Source organism: Pseudoxanthomonas sp. (genome assembly GCF_035999195.1).
Taxonomy (GTDB): Bacteria; Pseudomonadota; Gammaproteobacteria; order Xanthomonadales; family Xanthomonadaceae; genus Pseudoxanthomonas_A.
This window is the reverse complement of the sequence record NZ_DASYGY010000007.1, coordinates 74,099-100,129: the sequence shown is the minus strand read 5'-3', so window position 1 is coordinate 100,129 and position 26,031 is coordinate 74,099. Positions and strand designations below refer to the sequence as shown.

General features: G+C 68.1%; 29 protein-coding genes. 25 read left to right on the top strand and 4 right to left on the bottom strand.

Annotated features, from left to right (window positions below; all coding sequences use genetic code 11):
• Positions 1 to 43: 43 nt before the first annotated feature.
• The 12 genes from VGN58_RS05160 to VGN58_RS05105 all read left to right on the top strand — a co-directional run bounded on the left by VGN58_RS05160 (position 44) and on the right by VGN58_RS05105 (position 10,476).
• The gene (locus VGN58_RS05160; RefSeq protein ID WP_327482249.1) at positions 44 to 550 is read left to right on the top strand and encodes a YceD family protein; all 507 of its coding nucleotides are present in this window, start codon (positions 44 to 46) and stop codon (positions 548 to 550) included.
• Between the two features lie 67 nt (positions 551 to 617).
• Positions 618 to 812, top strand: a complete 195-nt coding sequence (gene rpmF / locus VGN58_RS05155; protein WP_055942113.1) for a 50S ribosomal protein L32 — start codon at positions 618 to 620, stop codon at positions 810 to 812.
• A gap of 87 nt (positions 813 to 899) precedes the next feature.
• Positions 900 to 1,895 carry a beta-ketoacyl-ACP synthase III gene (locus tag VGN58_RS05150; RefSeq protein ID WP_327482248.1) on the top strand — a complete coding sequence of 332 codons (996 nt, stop codon included), beginning with the start codon at positions 900 to 902 and terminating at the stop codon, positions 1,893 to 1,895.
• Between the two features lie 194 nt (positions 1,896 to 2,089).
• Positions 2,090 to 3,034 carry an ACP S-malonyltransferase gene (gene fabD, locus VGN58_RS05145; protein WP_327482247.1) on the top strand — a complete coding sequence of 315 codons (945 nt, stop codon included), beginning with the start codon at positions 2,090 to 2,092 and terminating at the stop codon, positions 3,032 to 3,034.
• A 66-nt stretch (positions 3,035 to 3,100) separates the two neighbouring features.
• On the top strand, positions 3,101 to 3,844 hold the full coding sequence (gene fabG / locus VGN58_RS05140; RefSeq protein ID WP_327482246.1) for a 3-oxoacyl-ACP reductase FabG: 744 nt from the start codon (positions 3,101 to 3,103) through the stop codon (positions 3,842 to 3,844).
• Between the two features lie 143 nt (positions 3,845 to 3,987).
• Positions 3,988 to 4,227 (top strand): acyl carrier protein, encoded by a 240-nt coding sequence (gene acpP, locus VGN58_RS05135; protein WP_014161144.1) that lies wholly within the window; start codon positions 3,988 to 3,990, stop codon positions 4,225 to 4,227.
• A 110-nt stretch (positions 4,228 to 4,337) separates the two neighbouring features.
• Positions 4,338 to 5,579 (top strand): beta-ketoacyl-ACP synthase II, encoded by a 1,242-nt coding sequence (gene fabF, locus VGN58_RS05130; RefSeq protein ID WP_327482245.1) that lies wholly within the window; start codon positions 4,338 to 4,340, stop codon positions 5,577 to 5,579.
• 142 nt (positions 5,580 to 5,721) lie between these two features.
• Positions 5,722 to 7,083 (top strand): aminodeoxychorismate synthase component I, encoded by a 1,362-nt coding sequence (locus VGN58_RS05125; RefSeq protein WP_327482244.1) that lies wholly within the window; start codon positions 5,722 to 5,724, stop codon positions 7,081 to 7,083.
• A 322-nt stretch (positions 7,084 to 7,405) separates the two neighbouring features.
• Positions 7,406 to 8,473, top strand: a complete 1,068-nt coding sequence (mltG, locus tag VGN58_RS05120; RefSeq protein WP_327482243.1) for an endolytic transglycosylase MltG — start codon at positions 7,406 to 7,408, stop codon at positions 8,471 to 8,473.
• Positions 8,470 to 9,132, top strand: a complete 663-nt coding sequence (gene tmk / locus VGN58_RS05115) for a dTMP kinase (protein ID WP_327482242.1) — start codon at positions 8,470 to 8,472, stop codon at positions 9,130 to 9,132. The genes mltG and tmk overlap by 4 nt, the downstream gene beginning before the upstream one ends.
• Positions 9,129 to 10,103, top strand: a complete 975-nt coding sequence (locus VGN58_RS05110; protein ID WP_327482241.1) for a DNA polymerase III subunit delta' — start codon at positions 9,129 to 9,131, stop codon at positions 10,101 to 10,103. The genes tmk and VGN58_RS05110 overlap by 4 nt, the downstream gene beginning before the upstream one ends.
• A 19-nt stretch (positions 10,104 to 10,122) precedes the next feature.
• On the top strand, positions 10,123 to 10,476 hold the full coding sequence (locus VGN58_RS05105) for a PilZ domain-containing protein (protein ID WP_310160847.1): 354 nt from the start codon (positions 10,123 to 10,125) through the stop codon (positions 10,474 to 10,476).
• A 42-nt stretch (positions 10,477 to 10,518) separates the two neighbouring features.
• Here the strand turns inward: VGN58_RS05105 and VGN58_RS05100 are convergent, their stop codons facing one another.
• Entirely contained in the window at positions 10,519 to 11,514 is a 996-nt protein-coding gene (locus VGN58_RS05100; RefSeq protein ID WP_327482240.1) for a DNA topoisomerase IB, read from the bottom strand.
• A 5-nt stretch (positions 11,515 to 11,519) separates the two neighbouring features.
• Entirely contained in the window at positions 11,520 to 11,810 is a 291-nt protein-coding gene (locus tag VGN58_RS05095) for a hypothetical protein (protein ID WP_327482239.1), read from the bottom strand.
• A gap of 188 nt (positions 11,811 to 11,998) precedes the next feature.
• Here VGN58_RS05095 and VGN58_RS05090 point away from each other — a divergent pair, with 188 nt between their 5' ends.
• The 5 genes from VGN58_RS05090 (at position 11,999) to VGN58_RS05070 (ending at position 15,331) form a co-directional block, all read left to right on the top strand.
• Complete coding sequence (locus VGN58_RS05090) at positions 11,999 to 12,649, top strand: hypothetical protein (protein ID WP_327482238.1); 651 nt, start codon at positions 11,999 to 12,001, stop codon at positions 12,647 to 12,649.
• Positions 12,650 to 12,737: 88 nt separating this feature from the next.
• Positions 12,738 to 12,956: a polyprenyl synthetase gene (locus tag VGN58_RS05085; protein WP_327482237.1), complete on the top strand. Its 219-nt coding sequence runs from the start codon at positions 12,738 to 12,740 to the stop codon at positions 12,954 to 12,956.
• A 6-nt stretch (positions 12,957 to 12,962) separates the two neighbouring features.
• Positions 12,963 to 13,871, top strand: coding sequence for a pseudouridine synthase (locus VGN58_RS05080; RefSeq protein WP_327482236.1), 909 nt, complete (start codon positions 12,963 to 12,965; stop codon positions 13,869 to 13,871).
• A 170-nt stretch (positions 13,872 to 14,041) separates the two neighbouring features.
• Positions 14,042 to 14,902 (top strand): alpha/beta hydrolase, encoded by an 861-nt coding sequence (locus VGN58_RS05075; protein ID WP_327482235.1) that lies wholly within the window; start codon positions 14,042 to 14,044, stop codon positions 14,900 to 14,902.
• 174 nt (positions 14,903 to 15,076) lie between these two features.
• Complete coding sequence (locus VGN58_RS05070; RefSeq protein ID WP_327482234.1) at positions 15,077 to 15,331, top strand: hypothetical protein; 255 nt, start codon at positions 15,077 to 15,079, stop codon at positions 15,329 to 15,331.
• A gap of 6 nt (positions 15,332 to 15,337) precedes the next feature.
• Here the strand turns inward: VGN58_RS05070 and VGN58_RS05065 are convergent, their stop codons facing one another.
• Entirely contained in the window at positions 15,338 to 15,970 is a 633-nt protein-coding gene (locus VGN58_RS05065) for a hypothetical protein (RefSeq protein ID WP_327482233.1), read from the bottom strand.
• Between the two features lie 112 nt (positions 15,971 to 16,082).
• Between VGN58_RS05065 and VGN58_RS05060 the strand changes: the two genes are divergently transcribed.
• Entirely contained in the window at positions 16,083 to 16,610 is a 528-nt protein-coding gene (locus tag VGN58_RS05060; protein ID WP_327482232.1) for a GNAT family N-acetyltransferase, read from the top strand.
• Between the two features lie 67 nt (positions 16,611 to 16,677).
• On the opposite strand, the gene VGN58_RS05055 is transcribed toward VGN58_RS05060, so the two are convergent.
• Positions 16,678 to 18,741: a 3-hydroxyacyl-CoA dehydrogenase NAD-binding domain-containing protein gene (locus VGN58_RS05055; protein ID WP_327482231.1), complete on the bottom strand. Its 2,064-nt coding sequence runs from the start codon at positions 18,739 to 18,741 to the stop codon at positions 16,678 to 16,680.
• 241 nt (positions 18,742 to 18,982) lie between these two features.
• On the opposite strand from VGN58_RS05055, the gene rpoE reads away from it, so the two are divergent.
• The 7 genes from rpoE to rnc all read left to right on the top strand — a co-directional run bounded on the left by rpoE (position 18,983) and on the right by rnc (position 26,031).
• Positions 18,983 to 19,603 carry an RNA polymerase sigma factor RpoE gene (rpoE, locus tag VGN58_RS05050; RefSeq protein ID WP_327482230.1) on the top strand — a complete coding sequence of 207 codons (621 nt, stop codon included), beginning with the start codon at positions 18,983 to 18,985 and terminating at the stop codon, positions 19,601 to 19,603.
• Entirely contained in the window at positions 19,600 to 20,514 is a 915-nt protein-coding gene (locus VGN58_RS05045; protein WP_327482229.1) for a sigma-E factor negative regulatory protein, read from the top strand. The genes rpoE and VGN58_RS05045 overlap by 4 nt, the downstream gene beginning before the upstream one ends.
• Positions 20,515 to 20,586: 72 nt before the next feature.
• On the top strand, positions 20,587 to 22,095 hold the full coding sequence (locus tag VGN58_RS05040) for a DegQ family serine endoprotease (protein ID WP_327482228.1): 1,509 nt from the start codon (positions 20,587 to 20,589) through the stop codon (positions 22,093 to 22,095).
• A 142-nt stretch (positions 22,096 to 22,237) separates the two neighbouring features.
• On the top strand, positions 22,238 to 24,046 hold the full coding sequence (gene lepA / locus VGN58_RS05035) for a translation elongation factor 4 (RefSeq protein WP_327482227.1): 1,809 nt from the start codon (positions 22,238 to 22,240) through the stop codon (positions 24,044 to 24,046).
• A gap of 102 nt (positions 24,047 to 24,148) precedes the next feature.
• The gene (gene lepB / locus VGN58_RS05030) at positions 24,149 to 24,949 is read left to right on the top strand and encodes a signal peptidase I (protein WP_327482226.1); all 801 of its coding nucleotides are present in this window, start codon (positions 24,149 to 24,151) and stop codon (positions 24,947 to 24,949) included.
• Positions 24,950 to 24,986: 37 nt separating this feature from the next.
• Positions 24,987 to 25,364, top strand: a complete 378-nt coding sequence (locus VGN58_RS05025; RefSeq protein ID WP_327482225.1) for a DUF4845 domain-containing protein — start codon at positions 24,987 to 24,989, stop codon at positions 25,362 to 25,364.
• 4 nt (positions 25,365 to 25,368) lie between these two features.
• Positions 25,369 to 26,031, top strand: a complete 663-nt coding sequence (rnc, locus tag VGN58_RS05020; RefSeq protein WP_327482224.1) for a ribonuclease III — start codon at positions 25,369 to 25,371, stop codon at positions 26,029 to 26,031.

Below are 26,031 nucleotides of genomic sequence, written 5' to 3'. Positions count from 1 at the left end.
TGGTTTGACAGTTCGGGGTTTGATCCTTAACATTCAGCGGCTTATGTCCGCGAATACGCCCGAGATGTTGGATGCTTGGCGCATGGTCGCGACCCGGCGCAGCTTTGAAGGTCGCCTGCCGCTGTCCTCGATGACGCGCCTGCAGGGCCTTCTTGTCGATACCGAAGGCGATGTGCGTTACGCGATCGAGTTCGATCACGATGCGCTGCGGGTGCCCTATGTCGGGTTGCGGATCGAGGCCGGCCTGCCGCTGGTATGCCAGCGCAGCCTGCGGCGGTTCGTACTGCCGGTGACGGTGGAGCAACGGCTCGGGCTGGTGCGCAGCGAGGATGAGGAGTCCGCGCTGCCGCCCGGCTACGAAGCCCTGCTGGTGCCGGAAGACGGCATGCTGCGCCCCGCCGACCTGGTGGAGGACGAACTGGTCCTCGCCGTGCCGGTGGTGCCGGTGGATCCCGCGTCCGAGGCCGTCGAAAGCGAATGGGCCGCGGACGAAGAAGAAGTGGCGAAGGCCAGTCCGTTCGCGGCGCTGGCCTCGCTGAAGAAGAACTAGCCGCTTCGGCGGTCTGGCAATACGAACCGCAAGGTTCACCAACAGATACAAGAGCTGGAGCAATCCCATGGCTGTGCAGAAATCCCGCGTCACCCCGTCCCGTCGTGGCCAGCGTCGTTCGCACGACGCGCTGACCGCCAAGCAGCTGTCGACCGACCCGACCACGGGCGAGATCCACCTGCGCCACCACGTGACCGCCGACGGTTACTACCGCGGCAAGAAGGTCATCGCCACCAAGACGACGGCCGTCGAGGAAGATTGATCCGTGCGGCGCGCCCTCCTGCAGGGCGCGCTTCCCGCATGATCAACGACAACCAGGGCCCTTCGTCGGGCAGCAACGGGAGCGTGCATGAGCGAGCCGGGTAACAAGGGGCGCATTTATGCGCGCATCGCCGGAACGGGCAGCTATCTGCCCGAAAAGGTGCTGACCAACGAGGACCTGTCGAAGCTGGTCGATACCAGCGACGAGTGGATCCAGTCCCGCACCGGCATCCGCGAGCGCCATATCGCCGCCGAGGGCGAAACCGCCGGTGATCTCGGCTACCACGCCGCGCTCCGCGCACTCGAAGCCGCCGGCGTCGATGCGTCCGAGATCGACCTCATCGTGGTGGGTACCACCACGCCCGACCTGATTTTTCCGTCCACGGCCTGCCTGATCCAGGCGCGCCTCGGCGCGGCCGGCTGCGCCGCGATGGACGTCAATGCCGCGTGCTCCGGCTTCATCTACGCGCTGAGCGTGGCGGAGAAGTTCATCCGCTGCGGCGACGCGAAGACTGCGCTGGTGATCGGCACCGAAACGCTCAGCCGCATCGTCGACTGGACCGAGCGCACCACCTGCGTGCTGTTCGGCGACGGCGCGGGTGCGGCGGTACTCAAGGCCGACGGCGAGACCGGCATCCTCAGTACCCATCTGCATGCCGACGGCAGCAAGAAGGAACTGCTGTGGAACCCGGTCGGCGTGTCGACCGGATTCAAGGCGGATCAGCCGAACAGCGGCATCCGCATCGAGATGAAGGGCAACGACGTCTTCAAGTACGCCGTGAAGGCGCTGGACAGCGTGGTCGACGAAACGCTCGAAGCCAATGGCCTGGACAAGCACGACCTGGACTGGCTGATCCCGCACCAGGCCAACCTGCGCATCATCGAGGCCACCGCCAAGCGGCTGGACATGTCGATGGACCAGGTGATCGTGACCGTCGACAAGCATGGCAACACCTCGTCCGGTTCGGTACCGCTGGCGCTGGATACGGCTGTGCGTTCGGGGCGCGTCGAACGCGGGCAGTTGCTGCTGCTCGAGGCGTTCGGCGGCGGCTTCACCTGGGGCTCGGTGCTGCTGCGCTACTGAGTTCCGCATGGCGGAACCGACGGAAGGCGATGCTGCGAAGCATCGCCTTCTTCGTTTCAGGCGTCGTGCTTCGATACCGAGAGAATCCGCGTGCATGTGGCGGCGACATCGCGTCGCAGGGCATACGCCCCGGTACAGACAATCCGGCGGGTTCGCCCGTATCATCGCCGCCTGATTTCACGCAGGGTGTCCGAGTGACTTCCACGCAACTCGCTTTCGTGTTCCCGGGCCAGGGCTCGCAGTCGATCGGCATGCTGGCCGAACTGTCGGAACTTCATCCGGTCGTGCGCGAGACGTTCGCCGAAGCATCCGAAGGCGCCGGTGTCGACCTGTGGGCACTGTCGCAGGGTGGCCCGGAAGAAATGCTCAACCGCACCGAATACACGCAGCCTGCGCTGCTCGCTGCCGGCGTCGCGGTGTGGCGTGCGTGGCAGCAGCAGGGCGGTGCGCAACCGTCGCAGCTGGCAGGCCACAGCCTGGGCGAGTACACCGCGCTGGTTGCTGCGGGTGCGCTGTCGCTGAAGGACGGCGCGCATCTCGTACGCCTGCGTGGCCAACTGATGCAGGACGCGGCACCTGCCGGCGTCGGCGCGATGGCCGCGGTGCTCGGCGCCGAGGACGCGATGGTGGCCGAGGTCTGCACGCAGGCGTCCGACAGCAAGGTCGTCGTGCCGGCGAACTACAACTCGCCCGGCCAGATCGTGATCGGCGGCGATGCCGATTCCGTCGATCGCGCCATCGCACTGCTCACCGAGCGCGGCATCCGCAAGGTGGTGAAGCTGGCGGTCAGCGTGCCGTCGCACACGCCGCTGATGCGCGAAGCCGCCAATCGCCTCGCCGAAGTGATGGCGGGGCTGGCATGGCACGCGCCCTCGCTGCCGGTGGTGCAGAACGTGGACGCCAGGGTGCATGACGGCGTGGAGGCGATCCGCGATGCGCTGGTGCGCCAGTTGTACCTGCCCGTGCGCTGGACCGAGTGCGTGCAGGTACTGGCCGCGAACGGTGCCGTGCGCATCGCCGAATGCGGTCCCGGCAAGGTGCTGGCCGGCCTGGTGAAGCGCATCGACAAGGGCTTGGATGCGCGCGCCATCGGCGGCGTCGGCGACTTCCAGGGCGCGCTCGCCGACTGGAAGGCCTGACGTACGTCGCGTCCGTTCCCTTATCCTGATCCGCCGCGCGCGGCACGTTCCGAGGAGGACATCATCATGAGCAAGCCCCTGCAGGGTGAAATCGCACTGGTCACCGGCGCCAGCCGTGGCATCGGCGCCGCCATCGCCGACGAACTGGCCGCGCAGGGCGCGACCGTCATCGGCACCGCGACCACGGCCTCGGGCGCTCAGGCCATCGGCGAGCGGCTTGCCGCTGCCGGCGGCCACGGGCGCGAACTGAATGTCACCGATCCGGCCGCGGTCGACGCGCTGATCGATGCCGTCACCAAGGAATTCGGCGGCATCTCCATCCTCATCAACAATGCCGGCATCACCCGCGACAACCTGCTGATGCGGATGAAGGACGAGGACTGGCAGGCCATCCTCGATACCAATCTCACCAGCGTCTACCGCACGTCGAAGGCGGTGATGCGCGGCATGATGAAGGCCCGCAAGGGCCGCATCATCAACATCGCCTCGGTGATCGGCGTGACCGGCAATGCGGGTCAGGCGAACTACGCCGCCGCCAAGGCCGGCATCATCGCGTTCTCCAAGTCGCTGGCGAAGGAGATCGGCAGCCGTGGCGTGACCGTCAACGTCGTCGCTCCCGGCTTCATCGCCACCGACATGACCAGGGACCTGCCGGAAGAGACCAAGACCGCGCTCGCCGGCCAGATCGCGCTGGGCCGCCTGGGCGAGCCGACCGACATCGCGAACGCGGTGGCCTTCCTTGCCGGCCCTGCCGCCGGCTACATCACCGGCGAAACCCTGCACGTCAACGGCGGCATGTACATGCCCTAAAGAATTAGCTGTAAGTGGTTGATTCGATGGCGTTTGGCGATACCTGCCCCGCGCCGTCGGTTTCCACTACACTATCCCCGGTTTGCCCTCGCCCCGCGTCGGCAGAATCCAACACGTCACCCATCTCCGTCTGGAGCGAATCCATGAGCAGCATCGAAGAACGCGTCAAGAAAATCGTCGTCGAACAACTCGGCGTGAAGGAAGAGGAAGTCACCACCAGCGCATCGTTCGTCGATGACCTGGGCGCCGACTCGCTGGACACCGTTGAACTGGTGATGGCGCTGGAAGAAGAGTTCGAGTGCGAGATTCCGGACGAGGAAGCCGAGAAGATCACTTCGGTGCAGCAGGCCATCGACTACGTCAAGGCGCACGTCAAGGCGTAAGTCCGGCTGTCGCAGCAAACCGTGTCGGGGCCGCGCATGCGGCCCCGCGCGTATCCGGCCCCCATGCGCCCGCGTAGGGCGCGGCCGCCAAGAGTCATGAGGAATCCGATATGAGCCAGCGTCGTCGCGTCGTCGTCACCGGCATGGGCCTGGTGTCCCCCCTGGGCAATGACATGGCCAGCAGCTGGGACGGCATCGTCAACGGACGTTCGGGCCTGGGCCCGATCACCACCTTCGATACCGAGGGCTACAGCACCAAGATCGCAGGCGAGATCCGCGGTTTCGATCCCACGGCCTTCGTTCCGCCGAAGGACGTGAAGAAGATGGACTCGTTCATCCATTACGGCCTGGCCGCATCGCTGATGGCGATGGACGACGCCGGGCTGGACGTCACCGAAGCCAATGCCGAGCGCATCGGCGCCATCATCGGCGCCGGCATCGGCGGCATCCTCGGCATCGAGGAAACCGCGGTGAAGCTGCACGAAGGGGGCCCGCGCAAGATTTCCCCGTTCTACATCCCCAGCACCATCATCAACATGCTGCCGGGCCACCTGAGCATCATGAAGGGACTCAAGGGTCCCGGTTATTCGGCGGTGTCGGCCTGCGCCACCTCCAACCATTCGATCGGCATCGCCATGCGCACCATCCAGTACGGCGATGCCGACGTGATGATCGCCGGCGGCGCCGAGCGCGGTTCGTCGCCGACCTCGGTGGGCGGTTTCTGCGCGATGAAGGCCATGTCCACCCGCAACGACGATCCCGCGCGCGCATCGCGCCCGTGGGACAAGGACCGCGACGGCTTCGTGCTGGGCGACGGCGCCGGCATCCTGGTGCTGGAGGAATACGAGCACGCCAAGGCGCGCGGCGCGCGCATCTACTGCGAACTGGCCGGCTTCGGCGCGTCGCAGGACGCGTTCCACATGACCGCACCCAGCGAGAACGGCGAAGGCCCGGCGCGCTGCATGCTGTCGGCGCTGAAGGATGCAGGCCTCAACGCGGACCAGGTCGAGTATCTCAATGCGCACGGCACCTCCACGCCGCTGGGCGACCTGGCCGAAACGCTGGCGATGAAGCGCGCGCTGGGCGACCACGCGTACAGGATCATGGTCAGCTCCACCAAGTCGATGACCGGCCACCTGCTGGGCGCGGCGGGTGGTGCGGAAGCCATCTTCTCCGTGCTGGCCCTCCACCACGGCATCATTCCGCCGACCATCAACCTGGACGAGCCGGGCGAGGGCTGCGATCTCGACTACGTGCCCAACGTGGCGCGCGAGAAGAAGATCGATGTGGCGGTATCCAACGGTTTCGGGTTCGGCGGCACCAACGGCACGCTGGTATTCAAGCGTATCTGATGTTGTTTCCTTCTCCCCTCGGGAGAAGGTGGCGCGCAGCGCCGGATGAGGGTGCGGCGGAGTCATCGGCCGTTGAGCCGTCGCCTCTTCTCCGCACCCTCACCCCAACCCCTCTCCCGGTGGGAAAGGGGCCAGGACCCCCATGATCGAAACCCGCGCACTCCCCGCCGACACCGACCTGCTGGCCCTGCATCGCCAGGATCCGCAGCGCTATCCCGTGTTGCTGGAGTCGGTCGCTTCCGGCACGGCGCAGGGACGCTGGGATTTCCTGCTGGTGTCGGATGGCACCGGCCTGAGGCTGGACGCCGACGGCCTCACCCGTGATCTTCAGGGCACGGTGGAGCCCGGCGATTTCCTGGCCGTGCTCGACCGCCACTGGCAGGCGCAGCGGGTCCCCCGCGAGGAACCGCGCTGGCCGTTCCGCGGTGGCTGGGCGTTGCTGCTGGCCTATGAGCTGGCGCAACAGGTGGAACCGGTACTGCAGCTTCCGCAGGCCCCCGCGACGCAGCCCGTTGCGCTGGCTCTGCGATGTCCTGCCGCCGTCCTGCGCGATCGCAGCACCGGCGATTGCGTCGTGGTGGCGGAAGCGGGGCAGGGCGAGCTGATCGCGCGCACCGCGGTCGACATCGCACGCGCTGCCGACATGCCACCGCTACCCGGCTGGCGACCGCCTGCGCGCATCGACGAAGACGAACCGTCGCGCTTCACCGCCGGCGTCCAGCGCATCCTCGATTACCTGCGCGCCGGCGATATCTTCCAGGTCAATCTGTCGCGTGCCTGGCGAGCGCGCTTCGATATGCCCCTGGATCCGGCCGCGCTGTATGCGCGACTGCGCACCGCCAATCCCGCACCGTTCGCGGGCCTGTTCGCCACGCCGCACTGGACCGTGGTCAGTTCGTCGCCGGAACGGCTGGTGTCGGTGCGTGGCGAGGTCGTGGAAACCCGCCCCATCGCCGGCACGCGCCCGCGCTTCGAGGGCGACGACGATGCCGCCCGCATCCGCGAACTCGTCGGCCACCCGAAGGAGCGCGCCGAGCACGTCATGCTGATCGATCTGGAACGCAACGACCTGGGCCGCGTCTGCACGCCCGGCAGCGTGCAGGTGGACGAACTGATGACGGTCGAGAGCTACGCGCACGTGCACCACATCGTCAGCAACGTGCGCGGCCACCTGCGCAGCGACGCGACGCCGGGCGAGGTCATCCGCGCCACCTTCCCCGGCGGCACCATCACCGGCTGTCCCAAGGTGCGCTGCATGCAGATCATCGCCGAACTGGAACAGGTGCCGCGCGGCGCCTATACCGGCGCGTTCGGCTGGCTCAACCGGGACGGCGACCTGGACCTGAACATCCTGATCCGCAGCGCCGAGGTCATGGCCGACGGCACCGGCAGCGTGGCCCGCTTCCGCACCGGGGCCGGCATCGTCGCCGATTCCGTGGCGGACAAGGAACTGGACGAGACCCGCGCCAAGGCCCGCGGCGTGCTGCGGGCGCTGGAAGGCTGAGGCCCCGCCTGGAACGGCATCCAGCCGCCGTCACGGGTCTGCAAGCGCCTTCGAGCAGCGGTTTGACACTGATAAAAGCGTAAAAAAGCGGATCGTACGAAGAAGCGCCATGCGCGCTACACGTCCAATCTGCGTTGATTTGCCGTGATCCGTGTCTTGGTTTTTTGGGTCACACCGCTGCAGCTGGATCCGCTCCAGCCGATGGCGGCTCGTTCCGGACCGGAGGTTGCGGCGTGCGTCCGCAGGGAGGTCAGGCGCGCGCCTACAGCCTGAGACGGCGACCGGGTATCCTGCACCACCTGCTTCGAGCACCGAGGATTACGTGGCGTCAGCACTCAAGCGCGGTTGCCGCTTCATCGTCATCACCTTCGTCCTGCTGCTGGTCCTGGCGGCGGGCGCGGCGTTCTGGCTGTGGCAGGGCCATCGCGGTTTCGCGGACGCGCCCATCGGCGGCGTGGCGGCCGACACCACCGTCGAAGTGGCGCGTGGTGATGCCTTCCCGACCGTGTTGCGCAAGCTGCGCGAAAAAGGGGTTTCGCACGGCACCGACCTGCAGTGGCGACTGCTGGCTCGCCGGACCGATACCGCCAGCCAGCTCAAGGTGGGCGAGTACGCGCTGGATCCGTCGCTGACGCCGCGCGAACTGCTGCGGCGCATGCGCGAGGGCCGCACCCTGCAGTACCGCTTCACCATCGTCGAAGGCTGGAACATCCGCCAACTGCGCGCCGCGCTACGCGATGCCACGCCGCTGCAGCAGAAGACCGCGGATCTGAGTGATGCCGAGCTGATGGCGGCGCTGGGCCATGAAGGCCAGCATCCGGAGGGCCGCTTCCTGCCCGAGACCTACGTCTACACGCGCAGCGAAACCGATCTGGATGTGCTGAAGCGTGCATATGGCGCCATGGAGAAGGCGGTCGACGCCGCCTGGGCCGACCGCGCACAGGACATCCCGCTGCAGTCGGCCGAAGAAGCGCTGATCCTGGCGTCGATCATCGAGAAGGAAACCGGCATCGCCGAAGAGCGTCCGGCCATCGCCGGCGTGTTCGCGCGGCGCCTGAAGATCGGCATGCCGTTGCAGACCGATCCCACAGTCATTTACGGCATCGGCAGCAGTTACGACGGCAATATCCGTCGTCGCGACCTGACCACGGACACGCCGTACAACACCTACACCCGCAAGGGCCTGACGCCCACGCCCATCGCCATGCCCGGCGTGGATGCGCTGAAGGCGGCGGTGAATCCGGCCGACGGCAGCGCGCTGTACTTCGTCGCGGTGGGCGATGGCAGCGGGCGGCACATCTTCTCCGCCACGCTGGCCGAGCACAACGCGGCCGTGGCGCGCTACCTGGTGACGCGCCGCGAAACGCTGCGCAAGGCGGAAGCGCCATGACCGAGGCGCTGCTGTCGCAGCCGCGGCTGATCACGCTGGAGGGGGGCGAAGGCGCCGGCAAGACCAGCGCCATCACCGCCATCCGCGACCGGCTGCTGGCCGCCGGCCATGACGTGGTGCTGACGCGCGAGCCCGGCGGCACGCCGCTGGCCGAGAGGATCCGCGAACTGCTGCTGGGTGCGCAGGACGAGCCGCTCGCCGCCGAGACCGAACTGCTGCTGATGTTCGCCTCGCGCGCGCAGCACGTGCGCGACGTGGTACGTCCGGCATTGCGGCGCGGTGCGTTCGTCATCAGCGACCGCTTCACCGATTCCAGCTATGCCTACCAGGGCGCAGGTCGCGGACTGGATCCGGAATGGATCGCCGCGCTGGAACGCCGTGCGGTGGGGCTGAAGCCGGGCCTGACCCTGCTGCTGGATCTCGACGTGCGCGAAGGGCGTGCGCGGACCGCCGGCCGTGACCTGTGGCCGGACCGCATCGAAAGCGAGCAGGACGATTTCTTCGAGCGCGTGCGGGCGGGCTTCCGCGCGCGCGCCGCCGCCGAGCCGAAGCGCTTCCGCGTGATCGATGCCGCGCAGCCGCCCGCCGATGTCGGCGCGGCCGTCGATGCGGCGATCAGTGCCTATCTGCGTACCCTGACCGACAGCGACCTGGCATGAGCATCGTGTTCTCGCCCTGGCAGCAGCGCGCCTACGACCACGCCGTCGCGGCGCTGGGATCCGGACGGCTCGGCCACGGTCTGCTGGTCTGCGGTCCCGCCGGTCTCGGCAAGCGCGCGGTGCTGGATCGCCTTGCGCGCCGCGTGCTGGCACAGCAGCGCGGCCCCGACGGCGAACCTGCGCCCGATGACCGCAGTGCGCGATTGATCGACGCAGGTACGCATCCTGATCTTCAGGTCGTCTCGTTCGTCGCCACCAAGGACGGCAGCAAGCTGCGCACCGAGATCGTCATCGACCAGATCCGCGAGGTGTCGCAGAAGCTCGCGCTTACGCCGCAGTACGGCGGCGCGCAGGTGGCCTTGATCGATCCGGCCGACGCGATCAACCGTTCGGCCTGCAACGCCCTGCTTAAGACGCTCGAAGAACCCGCACCGAACCGCTATCTGTGGCTGGTCAGCGCGCAGCCCGCGCGCCTGCCGGCCACCATCCGCAGCCGCTGCCAGCGCATCGAGTTCCGCCTGCCGCCGCGCGACGAGGCGCTCGCCTGGCTGCAGGCGCAGGGCCATGCCGCTGCCGATGCATCGCGCGCGCTGGAGGCCGCACGCGGTCATCCGGGGCTGGCGGACGACTGGCTGCGCCATGACGGGCTCGCCTTGCGCGAAGCCGTGGCACGCGATCTGCAGCGGCTGGAGAAGGGCGAGGTCGGCGTGGTCGAGACCGCGCAGCGCTGGGCCAACGACGAGCTGGCCGATGCGCGCCTGCGCCATGCGGCCGACCTCGCGCTGGCGCAGGCGGGCACCCTCGGCTTGACCGATCCGGCCCGATTGAACAAGCTGGCCGCCTGGTTCGACGCCGCCAACCGCACCCGCGACCTGTTGCGGACCACGGTGCGTGGCGACCTGGCCATGGTGGAACTGCTGCTGGCCTGGGCCGGTGGCGATCGCGGACGCGCTGTCGGGGCGCGCCGCTGACGGAAACACGGAGACGGGAATGAATGCAGCAGGTGGACGGCAGGGCATCCTGTCGCTGGCGGTGAAGGACAAGGCCGCGCTCTACAACGCCTACATGCCGTTCGTGAAGGGCGGCGGTATCTTCGTGCCCACGCCGAAGCGCTACTTCCTCGGCGACGAGGTCTTCCTGCTGCTCACCCTGCCCGAATCCAGCGACCGCCTGCCGGTGGCCGGCAAGGTGGTCTGGGTGACGCCGGTCGGTGCGCAGGGCAACCGCGCGGCCGGCATCGGCGTGCAGTTCGCCGAGAACGGCGAAGGCGAAGCCATCAAGAACCGCATCGAGACCATGCTGGCCGGCAGCCTGAGCGGCGAGAAGCCCACGCATACCATGTGATGCGCGGGGCCGGTCGCGCTGCGACCGGTCCTGTCCGCGTCGTCATGCCCGCGCACGTCGCAGGTAGCGGATCGCTGCGCGTTCCCACTGCCGGGGCCCGCTCGCGTTGCGGGTGGCGCGCTGGAGTTCACCGGCTTCCCAGCCCGCGAAGACACGCGGGTCCACGTAGTTCTTCTCGCAGATGCGTGGCGTGTTGCCCAGCAGATCGGCGGCGGCGCGCAGTACCGCCAGCTTCACCTGCGTGCGCCGCGGGTCTTCGCCCCCGGCCGGAGGCGCCACGCCCGCCAGCGTGCGGAAGGCGAGCAGGGTGGCCCCGAAGGTGCGGAAGTCCTTCGCGGTGTACGGGCCCTGCAGGTGCTGCTGCAGATACGCATTGACGTCGCTGGAGGTGATGCGGTGGACGGTGCCGTTCTCGCGGTACTGGAACAGCGCCTGTCCGGGCAGCTGGCGGCATTGGCGCACCAGGCGTACCAGGCGCGCATCGGACACGCTGGATTCCAGCGGCTTGCCGCCCTTGCCGCGGAAGGCGAAGCGCACCTCGCTGCCGGCGACGAAACGCGCATGCACGTTGCGCAACGTGGTCAGGCCGTAGGAACCATTCTCCTTCTGGTAGCTCGCGTTGCCGACGCGCAGGAGCGTGTGGCCGAGCAGGGCGACCACCAGCGCGACCACCTTCGGCCGCGGGAACCCGGACAGCGCCAGGTCGGCGCGCACCTGCCGGCGCAGGCGCGGAAGCGCGTCGGCGAAGGCGATCAGGCGGTCGTACTTGCGGGCGCCGCGCTCGGCCTGCCAGGCCGTGTGGTAGCGGTACTGCTTGCGACCGCGTGCATCACGGCCGGTCGCCTGCAGGTGGCCGCGCGCGTCGGCGCAGATCCACACGTCGGTATACGCCGGTGGAATGGCCAACTGGCGGATGCGCGCCAGAGTGGCGGCGTCGCGGACGGGCCGGCCACGCGCATCGACGTAGGCGAAGCCGCGACCCCGACGCTGCCGGCGCAGGCCGGGCATCGCATCGGAGGTGTAGTGCAGGCCGGCCAAGACGCTCAGAAGGTATCGACGTATTCGATCACCAGCCCGTAACGGGCCGCGACATCGTCGGCGGTGCCGCGCACGCCGTCGGCACGCGACGCGGCGGCTTCGACTTCCACGGCATGGACATCGCCACCGGGCATGGCGTCGGACAGGCCGGCGGAACTGGAATCGTCGTCGTCCATGTGCGGCATCAGGTCGGCGACCTCTTCCACGTGCTCCACGCCGTCCACTCCATGCAGGGCCGCCAGCAGGGCATCGAACCCGCTGCGCGGGCCGGTGGCCCGCAGTCTGATCATCGTCATGTGTTCCTCCGCGCGTCGTGCGCATCTCGTTCCGGCGAAGCTAGGACCCGCGGAGTCACGCCGCCGTGAAGCAACCTTGGGAACGGCAGCGGTGCGTTCAGGTTGTGGCATCGGTCGACACGCGACACGCGAGCGCCGCACCGGGGCGCTACCATGGCCGCAGGGTCGGGCTGTCCGGGGATGCAGGGATGAAGAAGCTGCGGGACGTCGTGTCGATGCGGTGCGCGTTGGCGCTGCTGTTCCTGCTGGTCCTGTGCGCACCACTGCAGGCGCAGGTCCTCTCGGGCATCCGCGTGTTGCCGCACGTGGGGACCGAGTATTCGTTCACCGGATGGACGCACGAGGGCGAGGTGCCGGCGTCGCTGGACGTGCCGCTGGACCTGGGCGACGAGGTCTACGGGGCCACGCTGCAACTGCAGCCGACCGTGGCGGGCGAACGCTGGCGCGTGCGCGTGCAGTACGAAACCAGCCTCGGCCTGAGTGCGGAAGGCCCGCACCTGGACCTGACCGACTGGAAGCATTGCCGGTCCGACTGGCAGACCGCCAGGGCGCTGGACGCCGTGTCGTTCGTATTGCCGACGCCGTCGCCGCAACAGCAAGACTGCTTCCCGGACTACACGCGGGCCGAGCTGGACGCGGCGGTGCGTGCGCACACGGCGGCGCAAGGAGACGCGGCGCAGGCCGACATGTGGATTCCGCGCATCGGCCACGGCGATGCGCTGGGCACGGTATCGCCGTTCGTGGCGATCAGTGCGGTGCGCGTGCGGGTGGAAGTCCTGCGGCGGGGCGCCTGGGTGGTGGTGTCGACAGTGACCTTCCTGCCACCGATGGGGTGCTGATCGGCGCCGGAGGGCGAGCGCGCACGAGGATGTCTCGCCCGTCCTCGGCCCGGTGCACAATGCGGCATTGAACAGATCGGGATGCTGCATGGACATCGAAGACCTTCTGACCGCCGCCCTGCGCGAAGCCGGCTACGGCCAGGATGCCATCGGCTCGGCCATGCCCAGGATCCTGCGCATCCTGGAAGCCGAGGACGTGCGGATCGCCGTGGGCCGCGCGCTTTCGCGCAAGGAGCGGGAATACGTACGCCTGCAGCTCGAGCTGGGACTGAGCGTGTCGGAAGTCGTCGCAGGCCTCGCGAAGTAAGCCGCCGTGCGCGGACGCGGTTCGGCACGCATCCGGCTGCCCCACCTCGACGGACTGGCGGCCAGCACGCTGCAGCTGCCGCCCGGCGCGTGGTCGACGGTGCTGGATGGCCTGTGCGCGCGGTTTCCGTCGGTGCCTCGCGCGCAGTGGATCGACCGGATGACGCGCCACCGGGTCGTGGATGGCGAGGGAAACCCGGTGACGCCCGGCTCGCCCTATCGCGTCGGGCTGGACATCCACTATTACCGCGAAGTCGTGGACGAACCGGCGATTCCCTTCGGCGAATCCCTCCTGCACCTCGATGCCGACCTGCTGGTGGCCGACAAGCCGCATTTCCTGCCGGTGACGCCGGCGGGCGTCCATGTCCACGAAACCCTGCTGGGTCGGCTGATCCGCCGTACCGGCAACCCGGCGCTGGCGCCGCTGCACCGGATCGATCGCGAGACCGCCGGGCTGGTGCTGTTTTCGACCAATCCCGACAGTCGTGCGCGCTACCAGGCGTTGTTCCGCGAGCGGCGGATCGAAAAGCGCTACCAGGCGATGGCGCCGGCGCTGCCGCAGCTCGTGTTCCCCCGCACCCGCATCAGCCGCATCGTCGCGGGCGAGCCGTTCTTCCGCATGCAGGAAGCGGACGGAATGGCGAACAGCGAAACCCGGATCGATGTCATCGCGCGCGGCGACGATCGCTGGCGTTACGCACTGACGCCGGTCACCGGCCGCAAACACCAGCTGCGCGTGCACATGGCGGCACTGGGCGCGCCGATCGACGGTGATCCGCTGTATCCGTCGGTGCGCCATCGCGCGGCCGGCGACTACGTGGCGCCGTTGCAACTGCTGGCCGAACAGGTCGCCTTCATCGATCCGCTCAGTGGCGTCGAGCGGCGTTTTTCAAGCGCGTTCCGCCTGCAGGACTGATCGCCCCGCATGGGTTGGCGTCGGTGGAGGCCTCGTCCGGCGCGCGTGACGGGCGGGTCCATGCCGGTCTGCTCGATGATGTGTGGGACCATGCGCGGGCACCCGCCGCCCGCGGTGGCGGCAATCCGGACGATGACAGCGACGGGAGACAGGCACGCATGAGGCAGGGAATGATGTCCGTTCTGGTATGCCTGGGCATGGCGATGGCGGCGGCGGTCCATGCGGCGGCGGCCGGCGATGCCGCGACGAGCCTGGCGCCGCTGCAACACCTGCCTGCCCTGAAGGGCGACTATTTCCCGCTGACCGATCCGGGTTCCGGTCGGGTCCACCACATCCACGTGCGTTATCCCGAGGGCTACGAGGCCGGGTCCGCCACGCGCTACCCGGTGGTGTACGTACTGGACGGCGACAGCCTGTTTCCACTGCTGGCGCCGACGCATCTGTTCCTGCACTACGACGAGCAGCTGCCGGAGGCCATCGTCGTCGGCATCGCCTACGGCAGTTTCGACCCGGCCATCAACAAGCGGCATGTGGATTTCACCGCGCCCGGCAGCGATACCACGGCAGAGCAGGGCGGGGCGCCGGGCTTCCTCGCGTTCCTGCGCGCGCAGGTGGTGCCCGAAGTCGAGCGTCGCTATGCCGCCGACCCGGCGCGTCGGATCCTGATCGGGCAGTCGCGCGCCGGTTACTTCGTGCTGTGGTCGGCGCTGCAGGACCCGGACCTGTTCTGGGGACGGATCGCCAGCAATCCGTCGCCCGGGCCGGCGCGCGAGCACCTGTTCGCAGCGCCGCGACCGCATGCACGCGAGGACCTGCGCGTGGTGGTGGCCAGCGGCACGCGCGACACCGCCGAGCGGCAGCGCATCGCGCACGACTGGACCACGCACTGGAGCGCACCGGGGACGGATGCGCCGTGGCAGGTGTCCCTGCTGACGATGCAGGACGGTACCCATGCGGCGACGATCGGCGAAACCTACCGGCGCGCGATGCTGTGGCTGTTCCGCGAGGCAATCCGGGCGTCGACGCCCTGACCACCAGGAACTGCCGGGCCGCGCTTGCGCAGCGCGTCATTCACGCGTGCACGTGTGCAGGGAGTGCGGCTTCGCGGCTTGCGATCAGTAACCGGCTTCACAGAACTGCACCGGTCGTCGGAAATCGTCCGTTCGTGTCACACGACAGGCATCCGGGCGGCTTAGGCTGGCCGCATGGACACCTTGGCTGACATCCGGGCCATCCTGGCCGCCGCGGGTCAACGCATCGAACACGGTGCGCTGCGCGAGGATCCGCGCGAGTTCATGGACGCGTTGTGGCGGCAGGTCTACGACGGCGCACCCGACGACCTGCAGCCCTACGTCTGGGCAAGGCTGACCGATTTCTCCGCGCAACTGGGTGTGATGGCCGACATCGCCGCCGAGCGCAGCCCGGTGCGTGCGCCGCCGGACGTGTTCGCCCGCCGCTGAGTCCGGCTACGGCGCCGGTGCGTCCCAGATGCGGTCGTCGACCGGCGTCTCCATCAGGTCACGCAGCAGCGTCATGACCATCGCGTTCTCGCCGACTCCCTTCTGCCGGGCCAGCTGGCGGAACACGTCCTCGCTCATAAGCGTCAACGGAATCAGGTTGAAGCGCCAGCCGGTCGCCTCGCGCTCGAACTCGAAATCGACCGGCAACTCGGTCCTGCCGATCTTCAGCCGCGCTGCGGCCGTGTCACCGTCCACCTGAAGCGTGCCCAGTTCGCTGCGCTCCACACCTTCGCGACCGATCCATCCCCGGTCCACCGCGTAGGCGAAGACATCGCGGCCGTCCATCGTGCGCAGTGCCGTTGACGGTACCCGGGCACGGATGATCAGGACCTGCAGGCGCTCGCTCATCGGCAGCGCCTCCAGCTGCGTGCGCGACGCCGTAAGCGCCAGGTCACGGTAGCGGGCGTACTCGCGCAGCGTCCCGGTGGTGACGTGGTCGGCCGCGCGGTCACCCTTGCGCGCCAGTACGGCCGCCTTGTAACCGGCGAAGACGGCGCGCACCGCAGCCTCGTCGCCATCGTCGGCGCGGGCAGGCAGGGACAGGGCGAACAGGAGACACAGGATCAGCCAGCGGAACATGCATCGGGTCCGGAACACGGCGCATCATGGTAGGCGATGGCGGGTGTCCGTGACCGCCCGCGACCTGCCGCTGCGTTGTTCCTGGCGATGAAGCACGTAACATGCACGGGGCATGAGAACCGAAATCCGACCCGCGCGGCTGTCCGAAGCCGCTGAGCTGTCCGCCATGATGCGGCGCACGTTCCTGGCCACCAACGGCCACTGCAGCACGCCCGAGAACGTGGCCGCGCACGTGGCGGCGATGTATTCGCCCGAACGCCAGGCCGAGGAGATCCGCGACCCCGACACGCTCACCCTGATCGTCGAGCAGGACGGCGTGTGGGCCGGCTATGCGCAGCTGCGCTGGGGCACGGTGCCGCCGACCGAGGTGGTGCTGCGGCCCACGGTGGAACTGGCGCGCATCTACCTGGACGAGGCCTTCCACGGCAAGGGCATCGCCGCCATGCTGGTCTCGCACCTGCTGGCCGCCGCCACGCTGCGCGGCTCGCGTTCGGTATGGCTCACGGTCTGGCAGGACGCGCCGCAGGCGATCCGCTTCTGGCGCAAGCATGGGTTCCAGAGCGTCGGCAGGTCCATCTTCTACATCGGCGACGACCCGAAGGAAGACTGGGTCATGACGCAGGCCTTGCCGGAAGGCTGACGGCTGCGCCAGGCGCCGGGCGTGGAAGGAAAAAGGCCGCTCCATGAGCGGCCTTTTCATGCGCGGATCAGACCGTCGGTTCGCGCAGCACCGGATTGTCCCAGCCCGGCCGCGGCGCGAAGCGGTCGCCATGGCGCGTCTGCAGCGCCCTGAGCTTTTCCAGCAGCACATCGGGGCCGACGGCCTTGACGTGTTCGATCGGGCCGCCGCGGAACGGGGCGAAGCCGGTGCCGAAGATCACGCCGGCATCCAGCAGGTCGGCATCGGCGACCACGCCGTCGTACAGGCAGGCCACCGCTTCGTTGAGCAGCGGCAGGATCAGGCGGTCTTCCAGGTCGTCCGGCGCCTTGTAGTCCTGCGGCACCTGCGGCTTCACCGCCTTGCCGTTCTCCCATTTGTAGAGGCCCTGGCCGTCCTTCTTGCCGCGCTTGCCGGGTTCCACCGTCGCCAGCGCCGCGGGCAGTTGCAGGCCGAGGAACGGCGACAGTTCCGCGCCCACGCCCTGCGCCACGTCCAGCCCTACCGTGTCGATCAGTTCGATCGGCCCCATCGGCATGCCGAACTTCACCGCCGCCTTGTCGATGACCGGGCCCGGAATGCCTTCGGCATACGCGGTCGCGGCTTCCAGCATGTACGGGAACAGTACGCGGTTCACCAGGAAACCCGGCGTGCCGGCGACCGGCACCGGGAACTTGTCCAGCGCCTTGCAGAACGCGGCCAGGCGCTTGACGTTGGCCTCGTCCAGCGCGTCGTGCTGGACGATCTCCACCAGCGGCATCAGCGCGACCGGATTGAAATAGTGCAGGCCGGCGAACTGCGCCGGACGCTGGATGTGCTCGCGCAGTTCGGTCAGCGGAATCGACGAGGTGTTGGTGGTCAGCAGCGCATCGGCCTTCAGGCGCGGCTCGACGGTCTGGTAGAGATCGCGCTTGGCTTCCGGGTTCTCGATGATCGCTTCGATCACCAGGTCGGCCTGCGGCACACCGTCGCCGGCCAGGTCGCCTTTCAGGCGCGCGGCCACGGCGGGCCGCTTGCTCTCGTCCTTGACCTTCTTGGCGAACAGCTCCTGCGCACGCGTCAGCGCACCGTCGATGAAGCGCTGCTCACGATCCTGCAGGGTGACGTTGAAGCCCTTGTAGGCCGACCATGCCGCGATGTCGCCACCCATCACGCCGGCGCCGACCACGTGGACGTTGGCGATGCCATGGTCTTTCCCGCCGAGCCCCTTCAGGCGTTCGGTGAGGAAGAAGATGCGGATCAGGTTGCGCGCGGTCGGCGTGCCGGCCAGCTTCACCACCGCCCTGCGCTCGGCGTCCAGGCGGCCCTGGATGCCCTTGCCGCCGGCGGTCTTCCAGACGTTGATGAGGGCGTAAGGCGCGGGATAGTGCGCCTTCGGCGCCTTGCGGGCGACCTGCTTGGTCATCTGCGGCGCCAGGATCTGCCGCGCCAGCCAGCTGTTGCTGATCCAACCGGTGAAGCGCTGCTTGAACGCGCGCGGCGGACGCGAGCCGATCAGCGCGACGGCGGCATCGATCAACACCGCGGGCTCGGCAATCTTGTCCACCAGGCCCATCGCCTTGGCTGAACTGGCCGACAGCGTGCGGCCGGTCAGCATCATGTCCATCGCCTTCGGCGCGCCCACCAGGCGCGGCAGGCGTGCGCTGCCGCCCCAGCCGGGGAAGATGCCCAGCTTCACCTCGGGCAGGCCGATGCGGGTGGACGGATCGCTGCTGGCCACGCGGTAGTCGCAGGCCAGCGAGATCTCGGTACCGCCGCCCATGCAGAAGCCATGGATCGCGGCGACCGTCGGGCAGGGCAGGTCGGCGAGCTTCTGGAACACCTGCTGGCCACGGCGGATGGCGTCGTTCACTGTGCCCTTGCGGTCGAATTCCTGGAACTCCTTGAGGTCCGCGCCGGCGATGAAGCCGCTGGCCTTGGCCGAGCGCAGCACCACGCCCTTGGGTGGATCGATGGCCAGGCGCTCGATGATGTCGGCCAGTTCGATCAGCACGTCCTGCGAGAACGCGTTGACGCTCGCGCCCTGGCGATCGAAGGCCAGCACGACGATGCCGTCGTCCCGCAGCTCGGTCTGCCAGTGACTGAATCGCAGCCCATCGAAGTTCGCGGCCATGCAGGGGACCATCCGTTCACGTATGGATAAGGCCGCTATCATCCCGAGGTTGTTTCGTCCCCGTCAAATCCACATATGGAACGAGGACGCCGTCACGGGCGCGATCGCGGCACGGGAGATGTTCCCGTTGCGCCGGTTAAATTCTTGATAGGGCAACGGTTTGGACAAGGCGTTGAACTTTCCCCCGCTAGCGCGGTCACAGGGCCCGGCCAACGCCGAGCCGACAGGAGTGCGGCCCGGCATGGCCGAAGTTGATCCAACCCAGGAGCTGGACCTCGAGCTGGTCAGGCGCGTGCAACGCGGCGACAGCGCGGCCTTCGACCTGCTGGTGCGCAAGTACCAGCATCGCGTGGTGGCGCTGATCGGGCGTTACGTCCATGACTGGAGCGAGAGCCAGGACGTGGCCCAGGAGACGTTCCTTCGCGCGTATCGCGCGTTGGGCAATTTCCGGGGCGATTCCCAGTTCTATACGTGGCTGCACCGCATCGCCGTGAATACCGCCAAGAACCACCTGGTCGCGCACAACCGGCGTCCGCCCACCGCGGACGTGGATGCCGCCGACGCCGAGCAGTACGACATCGGCGCGCGGCTGCGCGACACCGACACGCCCGAGCGCGAACTGATGCGCCAGGAGATGGAGGCGACGGTGATGAAGGCGGTGGACGGCCTGCCCGAGGAACTGCGGACCGCGATCACCCTGCGCGAGGTCGAAGGCCTCAGCTACGAGGAGATCGCGCAGAAGATGGACTGCCCGATCGGCACCGTGCGCTCCCGCATCTTCCGTGCGCGCGAGGCCATCGACGAACAACTGCGTCCCTTGCTGGATACCGACAGTGCAACCCGGGAGCGTGCCCGCTCATGACCGCCCGCAACGAGACACCGATCATCGACAAGCTCGACATCCATCACCGCCAGCAGCTCTCCACGCTGATGGACGGCGAACTGCCCGCCGACGAGGCCCGTTTCCTGTTGCGCCGCCTGCAGCACGACCACGAACTGGCCGGCTGCTGGGAGCGCTGGCAGCTGTGCGGCGACGTGCTGCGCGGGCAGGGTCGCGCACCGGCGCCGGCCGGTTTCGCCGAGCGCGTGGCGCAGGCGATCGCGGCCGGATCCGCTTCCAACACCCAGACGGCGCCACAGGCGCAGGCGGCGCGTCCACGCACGCTGCTCGCCCGCTGGGGCGGTGGTGCGCTGGCGGCCTCCGTGGCCCTGGTGGCGTTGTTCATGGCACGCCAGCAGTCGCCGCAGGACGTGCCGGTGGGCGAGGGCACGCAGGTGGCCTCGGCGCAGTCGACAACGCCTGCCGCAGTGCCGGAATCCCCGTCGGCGCCGGCGCCGGATGCCGAAGCCTACGCAGCAGCGGCGGTGGCCGTGGCGGCGAGCGTGCCGCGACGGCAGGACAACGTGCGCCGCAGCGCGACGCGCAGCCAGCAGGCCGCGCGTAGCGCCCAGCGCGTGGCGCGGGCGGACACGCCGGCAAGGGCGAACGGCACATCGCAGGGCATGCCGCGGGATGCGGTCTCCCCCACGCTGGTTGCCGCCTCCGGCTCCCCGCTGTCGCCTGCCAATCCCTTTTCGCACGGGACCCAGGATGCCGGCGTCGTGGCCTCCCGGCCGTGGCCGCGCTCGGCGCTGTCGGCCTATCCATCGGCCGGCGGCAGTCTGACCGCGGGCTACAGTGCGGAGTCGGCGGCGCGGACGTTCTATCCGTTCGAACCGCGTCTGCCGGCGGGCACGCCGTCCTCGGCCCCTGTCGACGCTCCGCGCGATTGACCTTCCGCGCATGCGGCCCGGTGCCGGATGCGCGCGACACTCCGGTTCACTTCTTGTCGAGGCATGCATTCGATGACCCTACACGCCCGTCACAACCTGCTGGCACTGGTGATGCTCACCCTGCCGCTCACCGCCTGTGCGCAGCAGGCCGAAGCGCCTGCGCCCGTGGCGTCCGCTGCGCCCGCCGTGGCGCAATCGACCGCACCGCAACTGGTCACTGGGTTGCCCGATTTCACCCAGTTGGTGGAACAGGTCGGGCCGGGTGTCGTCAACGTGGAGGCGACCGTCGGCTCGCGCCGCAGCGCGCAGGCGCAGACGGGCGAAGACGTCGAGATTCCCGAGATATTCCGGCGCATGCTGCCGCCCGGTTTCCAGATGCCGGGCCCCGGCCAGCAGGGGCCGCAGCGTCGCGGCACGTCGATGGGCTCGGGCTTCATCATTTCCGCCGACGGCTACGTGCTGACCAATCACCACGTCGTCGACGGTGCCGACGAGGTCAAGGTGACCCTGCCGGACCGTCGCGAACTGACCGCCAAGGTGGTCGGCAGCGACCAGCAGTACGACGTGGCGCTGCTGAAGGTGGACGCCAAGGGGCTGCCGACCCTGCGTATCGGCAACTCGACCACGCTCAAGCCGGGCCAGTGGGTGGTGGCGATCGGGTCGCCGCTGGGCCTGGACCATTCCGTCACGGCAGGCATCGTCAGTGCCGTCGGTCGCAGCGCATCCCCCGAGCAGCGCTACGTGCCCTTCATCCAGACCGACGTGGCGATCAACCAGGGCAATTCCGGCGGCCCGCTGCTCAACACGCGCGGTGAAGTGGTCGGCATCAATTCGCAGATCTTCTCGGTGTCCGGTGGCTACATGGGCATCAGTTTCGCGATCCCGATCGATCTGGCGATGGGCGCGGTGGAGCAGCTCAAGTCCACTGGCCGCGTCAGTCGTGGGCAGCTGGGCGTACAGGTCGGAGCATTGGATGCCGCCAAGGCAAAAGGCCTCAACGCCCCCGATACTCGAGGCGCGCTGGTCAGCGAGGTGTTGGTGGGCAGTGCTGCCGAAAAAGCCGGTCTCAGCCCGGGTGACATCATCCGGTCCGTGAATGGCCAGGACGTCAGCGAGTCGAGTGCGCTGCCACCCATCATTGGCGCCATGGCGCCCGGCACCCGGGTGACATTGGGAGTGCTGAGGGACGGGAAGATGGTCACGGTACCCGTGACACTCAGTGAGTTGGAGGAAGAGCAGGGCGCCGCCCGGACCCTGCCGACACCGCCTTCCTCTCCTGCGGCTCCGGCCGGCAGGAACGCGCTCGGCATCCAGACCCAGCCGCTGGACGCCGATAGCCGCAAGCGCCTGGGCGTGGAATCGGGCGACGGCGTGCTGGTCAGCCGCGTGGACAGCGCCGCTGCCCGCGAGGCGGGCCTGACACCGGGCATGGTCATCCTGCAGGTGGGTCGCAACAAGGTGAACAGCCCGGCGGCGCTGGACCGCGAACTGGCGGCCGCCAAGGCCGGGGACACGGTCATGCTGCTGGTCCGTAGCCGCGGGGTGACGCGGTTCATCGCGGTCACGGTCGAGAAGGACTGACCGCCGGCCCAGCCTATCGCCCCGCGTCCGCGGGGCGATTCCATGTCCCGTCCCGAGCCGCGCCGCGGCCGGGAGGACAGGCCGTGCTCCGGCCATGCGATAATGTCGCGTTCTCCTGACGACGGCACAGGCCGCCGCCCCCATGTCCTCCGATTCCATGCGGAATATCCGCAATTTCTCCATCATCGCGCACGTCGACCACGGTAAGTCCACCCTGGCCGACCGCATCATCCAGCTCTGCGGCGGCCTCGAGGCCCGCGAGATGGAAGCGCAGGTGCTCGACTCGAACCCCATCGAGCGCGAGCGCGGCATCACCATCAAGGCCCAGTCCGTGTCCCTGCCGTACAAGGCCAAGGACGGGCAGGTCTACCAGCTCAACTTCATCGACACCCCCGGCCACGTCGACTTCAGTTACGAAGTCAGCCGTTCGCTGGCCGCCTGCGAGGGCGCGCTGCTGGTGGTCGACGCCGCCCAAGGCGTGGAAGCCCAGTCCGTGGCCAACTGCTACACCGCGGTGGAGCAGGGCCTGGAAGTGGTGCCGGTGCTGAACAAGATCGACCTGCCGACCGCCGACATCGAGCGTGCCAAGCGGGAAATCGAGGCCGTCATCGGCATCGACGCCGACGATGCGGTCGCCGTCAGCGCCAAGACCGGACTCAACGTCGACCTGGTGCTGGAGGCCATCGTCCAGCGCATCCCGCCGCCGCAGCCGCGCGACACCGACAAGCTGCAGGCGCTGATCATCGACTCGTGGTTCGACAACTACCTGGGCGTGGTCTCGCTGGTGCGCGTGATGCAGGGCGAGATCGGGCCGAAGAGCAAGATCCTGGTGATGTCCACCGGCCGCACCCACGAGGTGGACAAGGTCGGCGTGTTCACCCCCAAGCGCAAGGAGCTGAAGAAGCTCGGCGCCGGCGAGGTGGGCTGGATCACCGCCTCGATCAAGGACGTGCACGGCGCCCCGGTCGGCGACACGCTGACACTGGCCGGCGATCCGGCGCCGGGTCCGCTCCCGGGCTTCCAGGAAATGCAGCCGCGCGTGTTCGCCGGCCTGTTCCCCGTCAACGCCGAGGACTATCCGGCACTGCGCGAGGCGCTGGAGAAGCTGCGCCTGAACGACGCGGCGCTGCGCTTCGAGCCGGAAAGCTCGGAGGCCATGGGCTTCGGCTTCCGCTGCGGCTTCCTCGGCATGCTGCACATGGAGATCGTGCAGGAGCGCCTGGAGCGCGAATACGACCTGGACCTGATCAGCACGGCCCCGACCGTGGTGTACGAAGTCCTCAGGACCGATGGCACGGTGCTTTCGCTGGACAACCCGGCCAAACTGCCGCAGTCCAACCTGATCGAAGAGGTGCGCGAGCCCATCATCCGCGCCAATATCCTGACGCCCGAGGCCTACATCGGCGCGATCATCAAGCTGTGCGAGGAAAAGCGCGGCGCGCAGATCGGCATCCAGTACCTGGCCAGCCAGGTGCAGATCAGCTACGAGCTGCCGATGGCCGAAGTGGTGCTCGATTTCTTCGACAAGCTGAAGTCGGTCAGCCGTGGCTACGCCTCGCTGGATTACGCGTTCCTGCGCTTCCAGCCTGGCCCGTTCGTGCGACTGGACACGCTGATCAACGGCGACAAGGTCGATGCATTGAGCCTGATCGTGCACCGCAGCCACGCCGACCGGCGCGGCCGCGAGCTGTGCGAGAAGATGAAGGATCTGATCCCGCGGCAGATGTTCGACGTGGCCATCCAGGCCGCCGTCGGCTCGCAGATCATCGCGCGCAGCACGGTCAAGGCCATGCGCAAGAACGTGCTGGCCAAGTGCTATGGTGGCGACATCACCCGCAAGAAGAAGCTCCTCGAGAAGCAGAAAGAGGGCAAGAAGCGGATGAAGCAGGTGGGCCGCGTGGAGATTCCGCAGGAGGCCTTCCTGGCGGTGCTGCAGGTGGACAGCAAGTAATGAAGCCGGGAGTGGGGATTCGGGATTCGGGATTCGAACAACTGCTCCCGCCCTCGCGAATCTCGACTCCCTAATTTCGAATCCCGTTCCGAAGGAACACAGATGGTCTGGTTTGAAACGATCCTCGTGGTGCTGACGCTGCTGACCGGCGTGGTGTGGCTGGCCGACAGGCTGTTCCTGGCCAAGCGACGCCAGGCCAGGGGAGGGCTGCTGGACGAGGAGCCGGTGCTGGTCGACTACTCGCGTGCCTTCTTCCCGGTGCTGGCCGTGGTGCTGGTGCTGCGCAGCTTCATCGCCGAGCCGTACAAGATCCCGTCCAGTTCGATGATGCCGAACCTGCTGATCGGCGACTTCATCCTGGTCAACAAGTTTTCCTACGGGCTGCGCCTGCCGATCAACAACCGCAAGTTCCTGGCCATCGGCGAGCCCAAGCGCGGCGATGTGGTGGTCTTCAAGCCGCCGCACGACCCGGAGAACAACTGGATCAAGCGCGTGATCGGCCTGCCGGGCGACCGGATCGGTTTCCATGGCGATACGGTCTACATCAATGGCCAGCCGCTGACCTACGAGAAGATGGGCAGCTACGTGGGGCACGGCAGCGGCGCCGGCGAGACCGGGGCCGCCCTGCTGCGCGAAAACCTGCCCGGACGCCCGCATACCGTGCTGGAATGGCTGGACCGCAGCCGCCCGGAGGGACAGGGCGACTGGGTCGTCCCGCAGGGCCAGTATTTCGTCATGGGCGACAATCGTGATAATAGCGAGGACAGTCGCTTCTGGACCCAGACGCACTTCCTGCCCGAGCAGAACCTGCGCGGCAAGGCGTTCCTGGTCTGGCTGAACTGCGAAGGCTGGTTCTGCAAGAATGGTTTCGATGCCTCGCGCATCGGCAACGGCATCGAGTGATCGATCAACGCTAACGGGGACGGACAAGGGGATGACGATGAAGCGCAAGCAAAGTGGCATGACGTTGTTGAGCTTTGTAGTGGTGCTGGGCGTGGTGGGCTTCACCGCCTACGTCGCCATGCGGCTGTTCCCGATGTACCAGGAGTACTATGCGGTCAAGTCCTCTTTGAAGGGACTGGCCAATGAGCAGGGTGTGGCGGACATGGATCCGGGGCGGATGAAGGAGTTGTTCTTCCGTCGCCTCAACATGAACTATTCCAACAGCATCAAGCCTGCGGACGTGAAGATCGAGCGCATGGAAGGCGGCTGGAACATGAGCGTCAGCTACGAGGTGCGCCGGCCGCTGGTGGGCAATCTGGACGTGGTGGGCAACTTCAACGCCGAGCAGGCGATGACGCGTCGCGGCGCGGACTAAGGGCTTGGCGGTTGACCGCATCGGTCATGTGTTCGCCGACCAGGGCCTGCTTGCGCAGGCCCTGACCCATCGCAGTGCGGGGGCGCCGCACAACGAGCGCCTGGAATTCCTGGGCGACAGCATCGTCAACTTCCTCGTCGCCGAGGCCCTGTTCCAGCGGTGGCCCAAGGCCGACGAAGGCGCGCTGACGCGTGCCCGCGCCGAACTGGTGCGGGAAGCCTCGCTGGCGACCATCGCGCGGCACCTGCAACTGGGTGAGCGCCTGACGATGGGGCCCGGCGAGATGAAATCCGGCGGCCACCGCCGCGACTCGATCCTGGCCGACGCGCTGGAAGCCGTGGTCGCGGCGATCTACCTGGACAGCAGCTTCGAGACCTGTCGCGCCGTGGTGCTGCCCTGGTTCGAGGCGTCGCTGTCGGCACTGCCGGTCGGTCGCCCCGAGAAGGACGCCAAGACCCGCCTGCAGGAATGGCTGCAGGGACGGCAGCGTCCGCTGCCCGTCTACGAACTGGTTTCCGAAAGCGGCGACGACCACGCCAAACTCTTCCTCGCGCGCTGCACCACGCTGGATCCGCCGCTGACGGCGGACGGCGAGGGCACCTCGCGCCGCAACGCCGAGCAGGTCGCCGCCGCGGCGCTGCTCGACAAGCTCGACATCTCGAAGTGA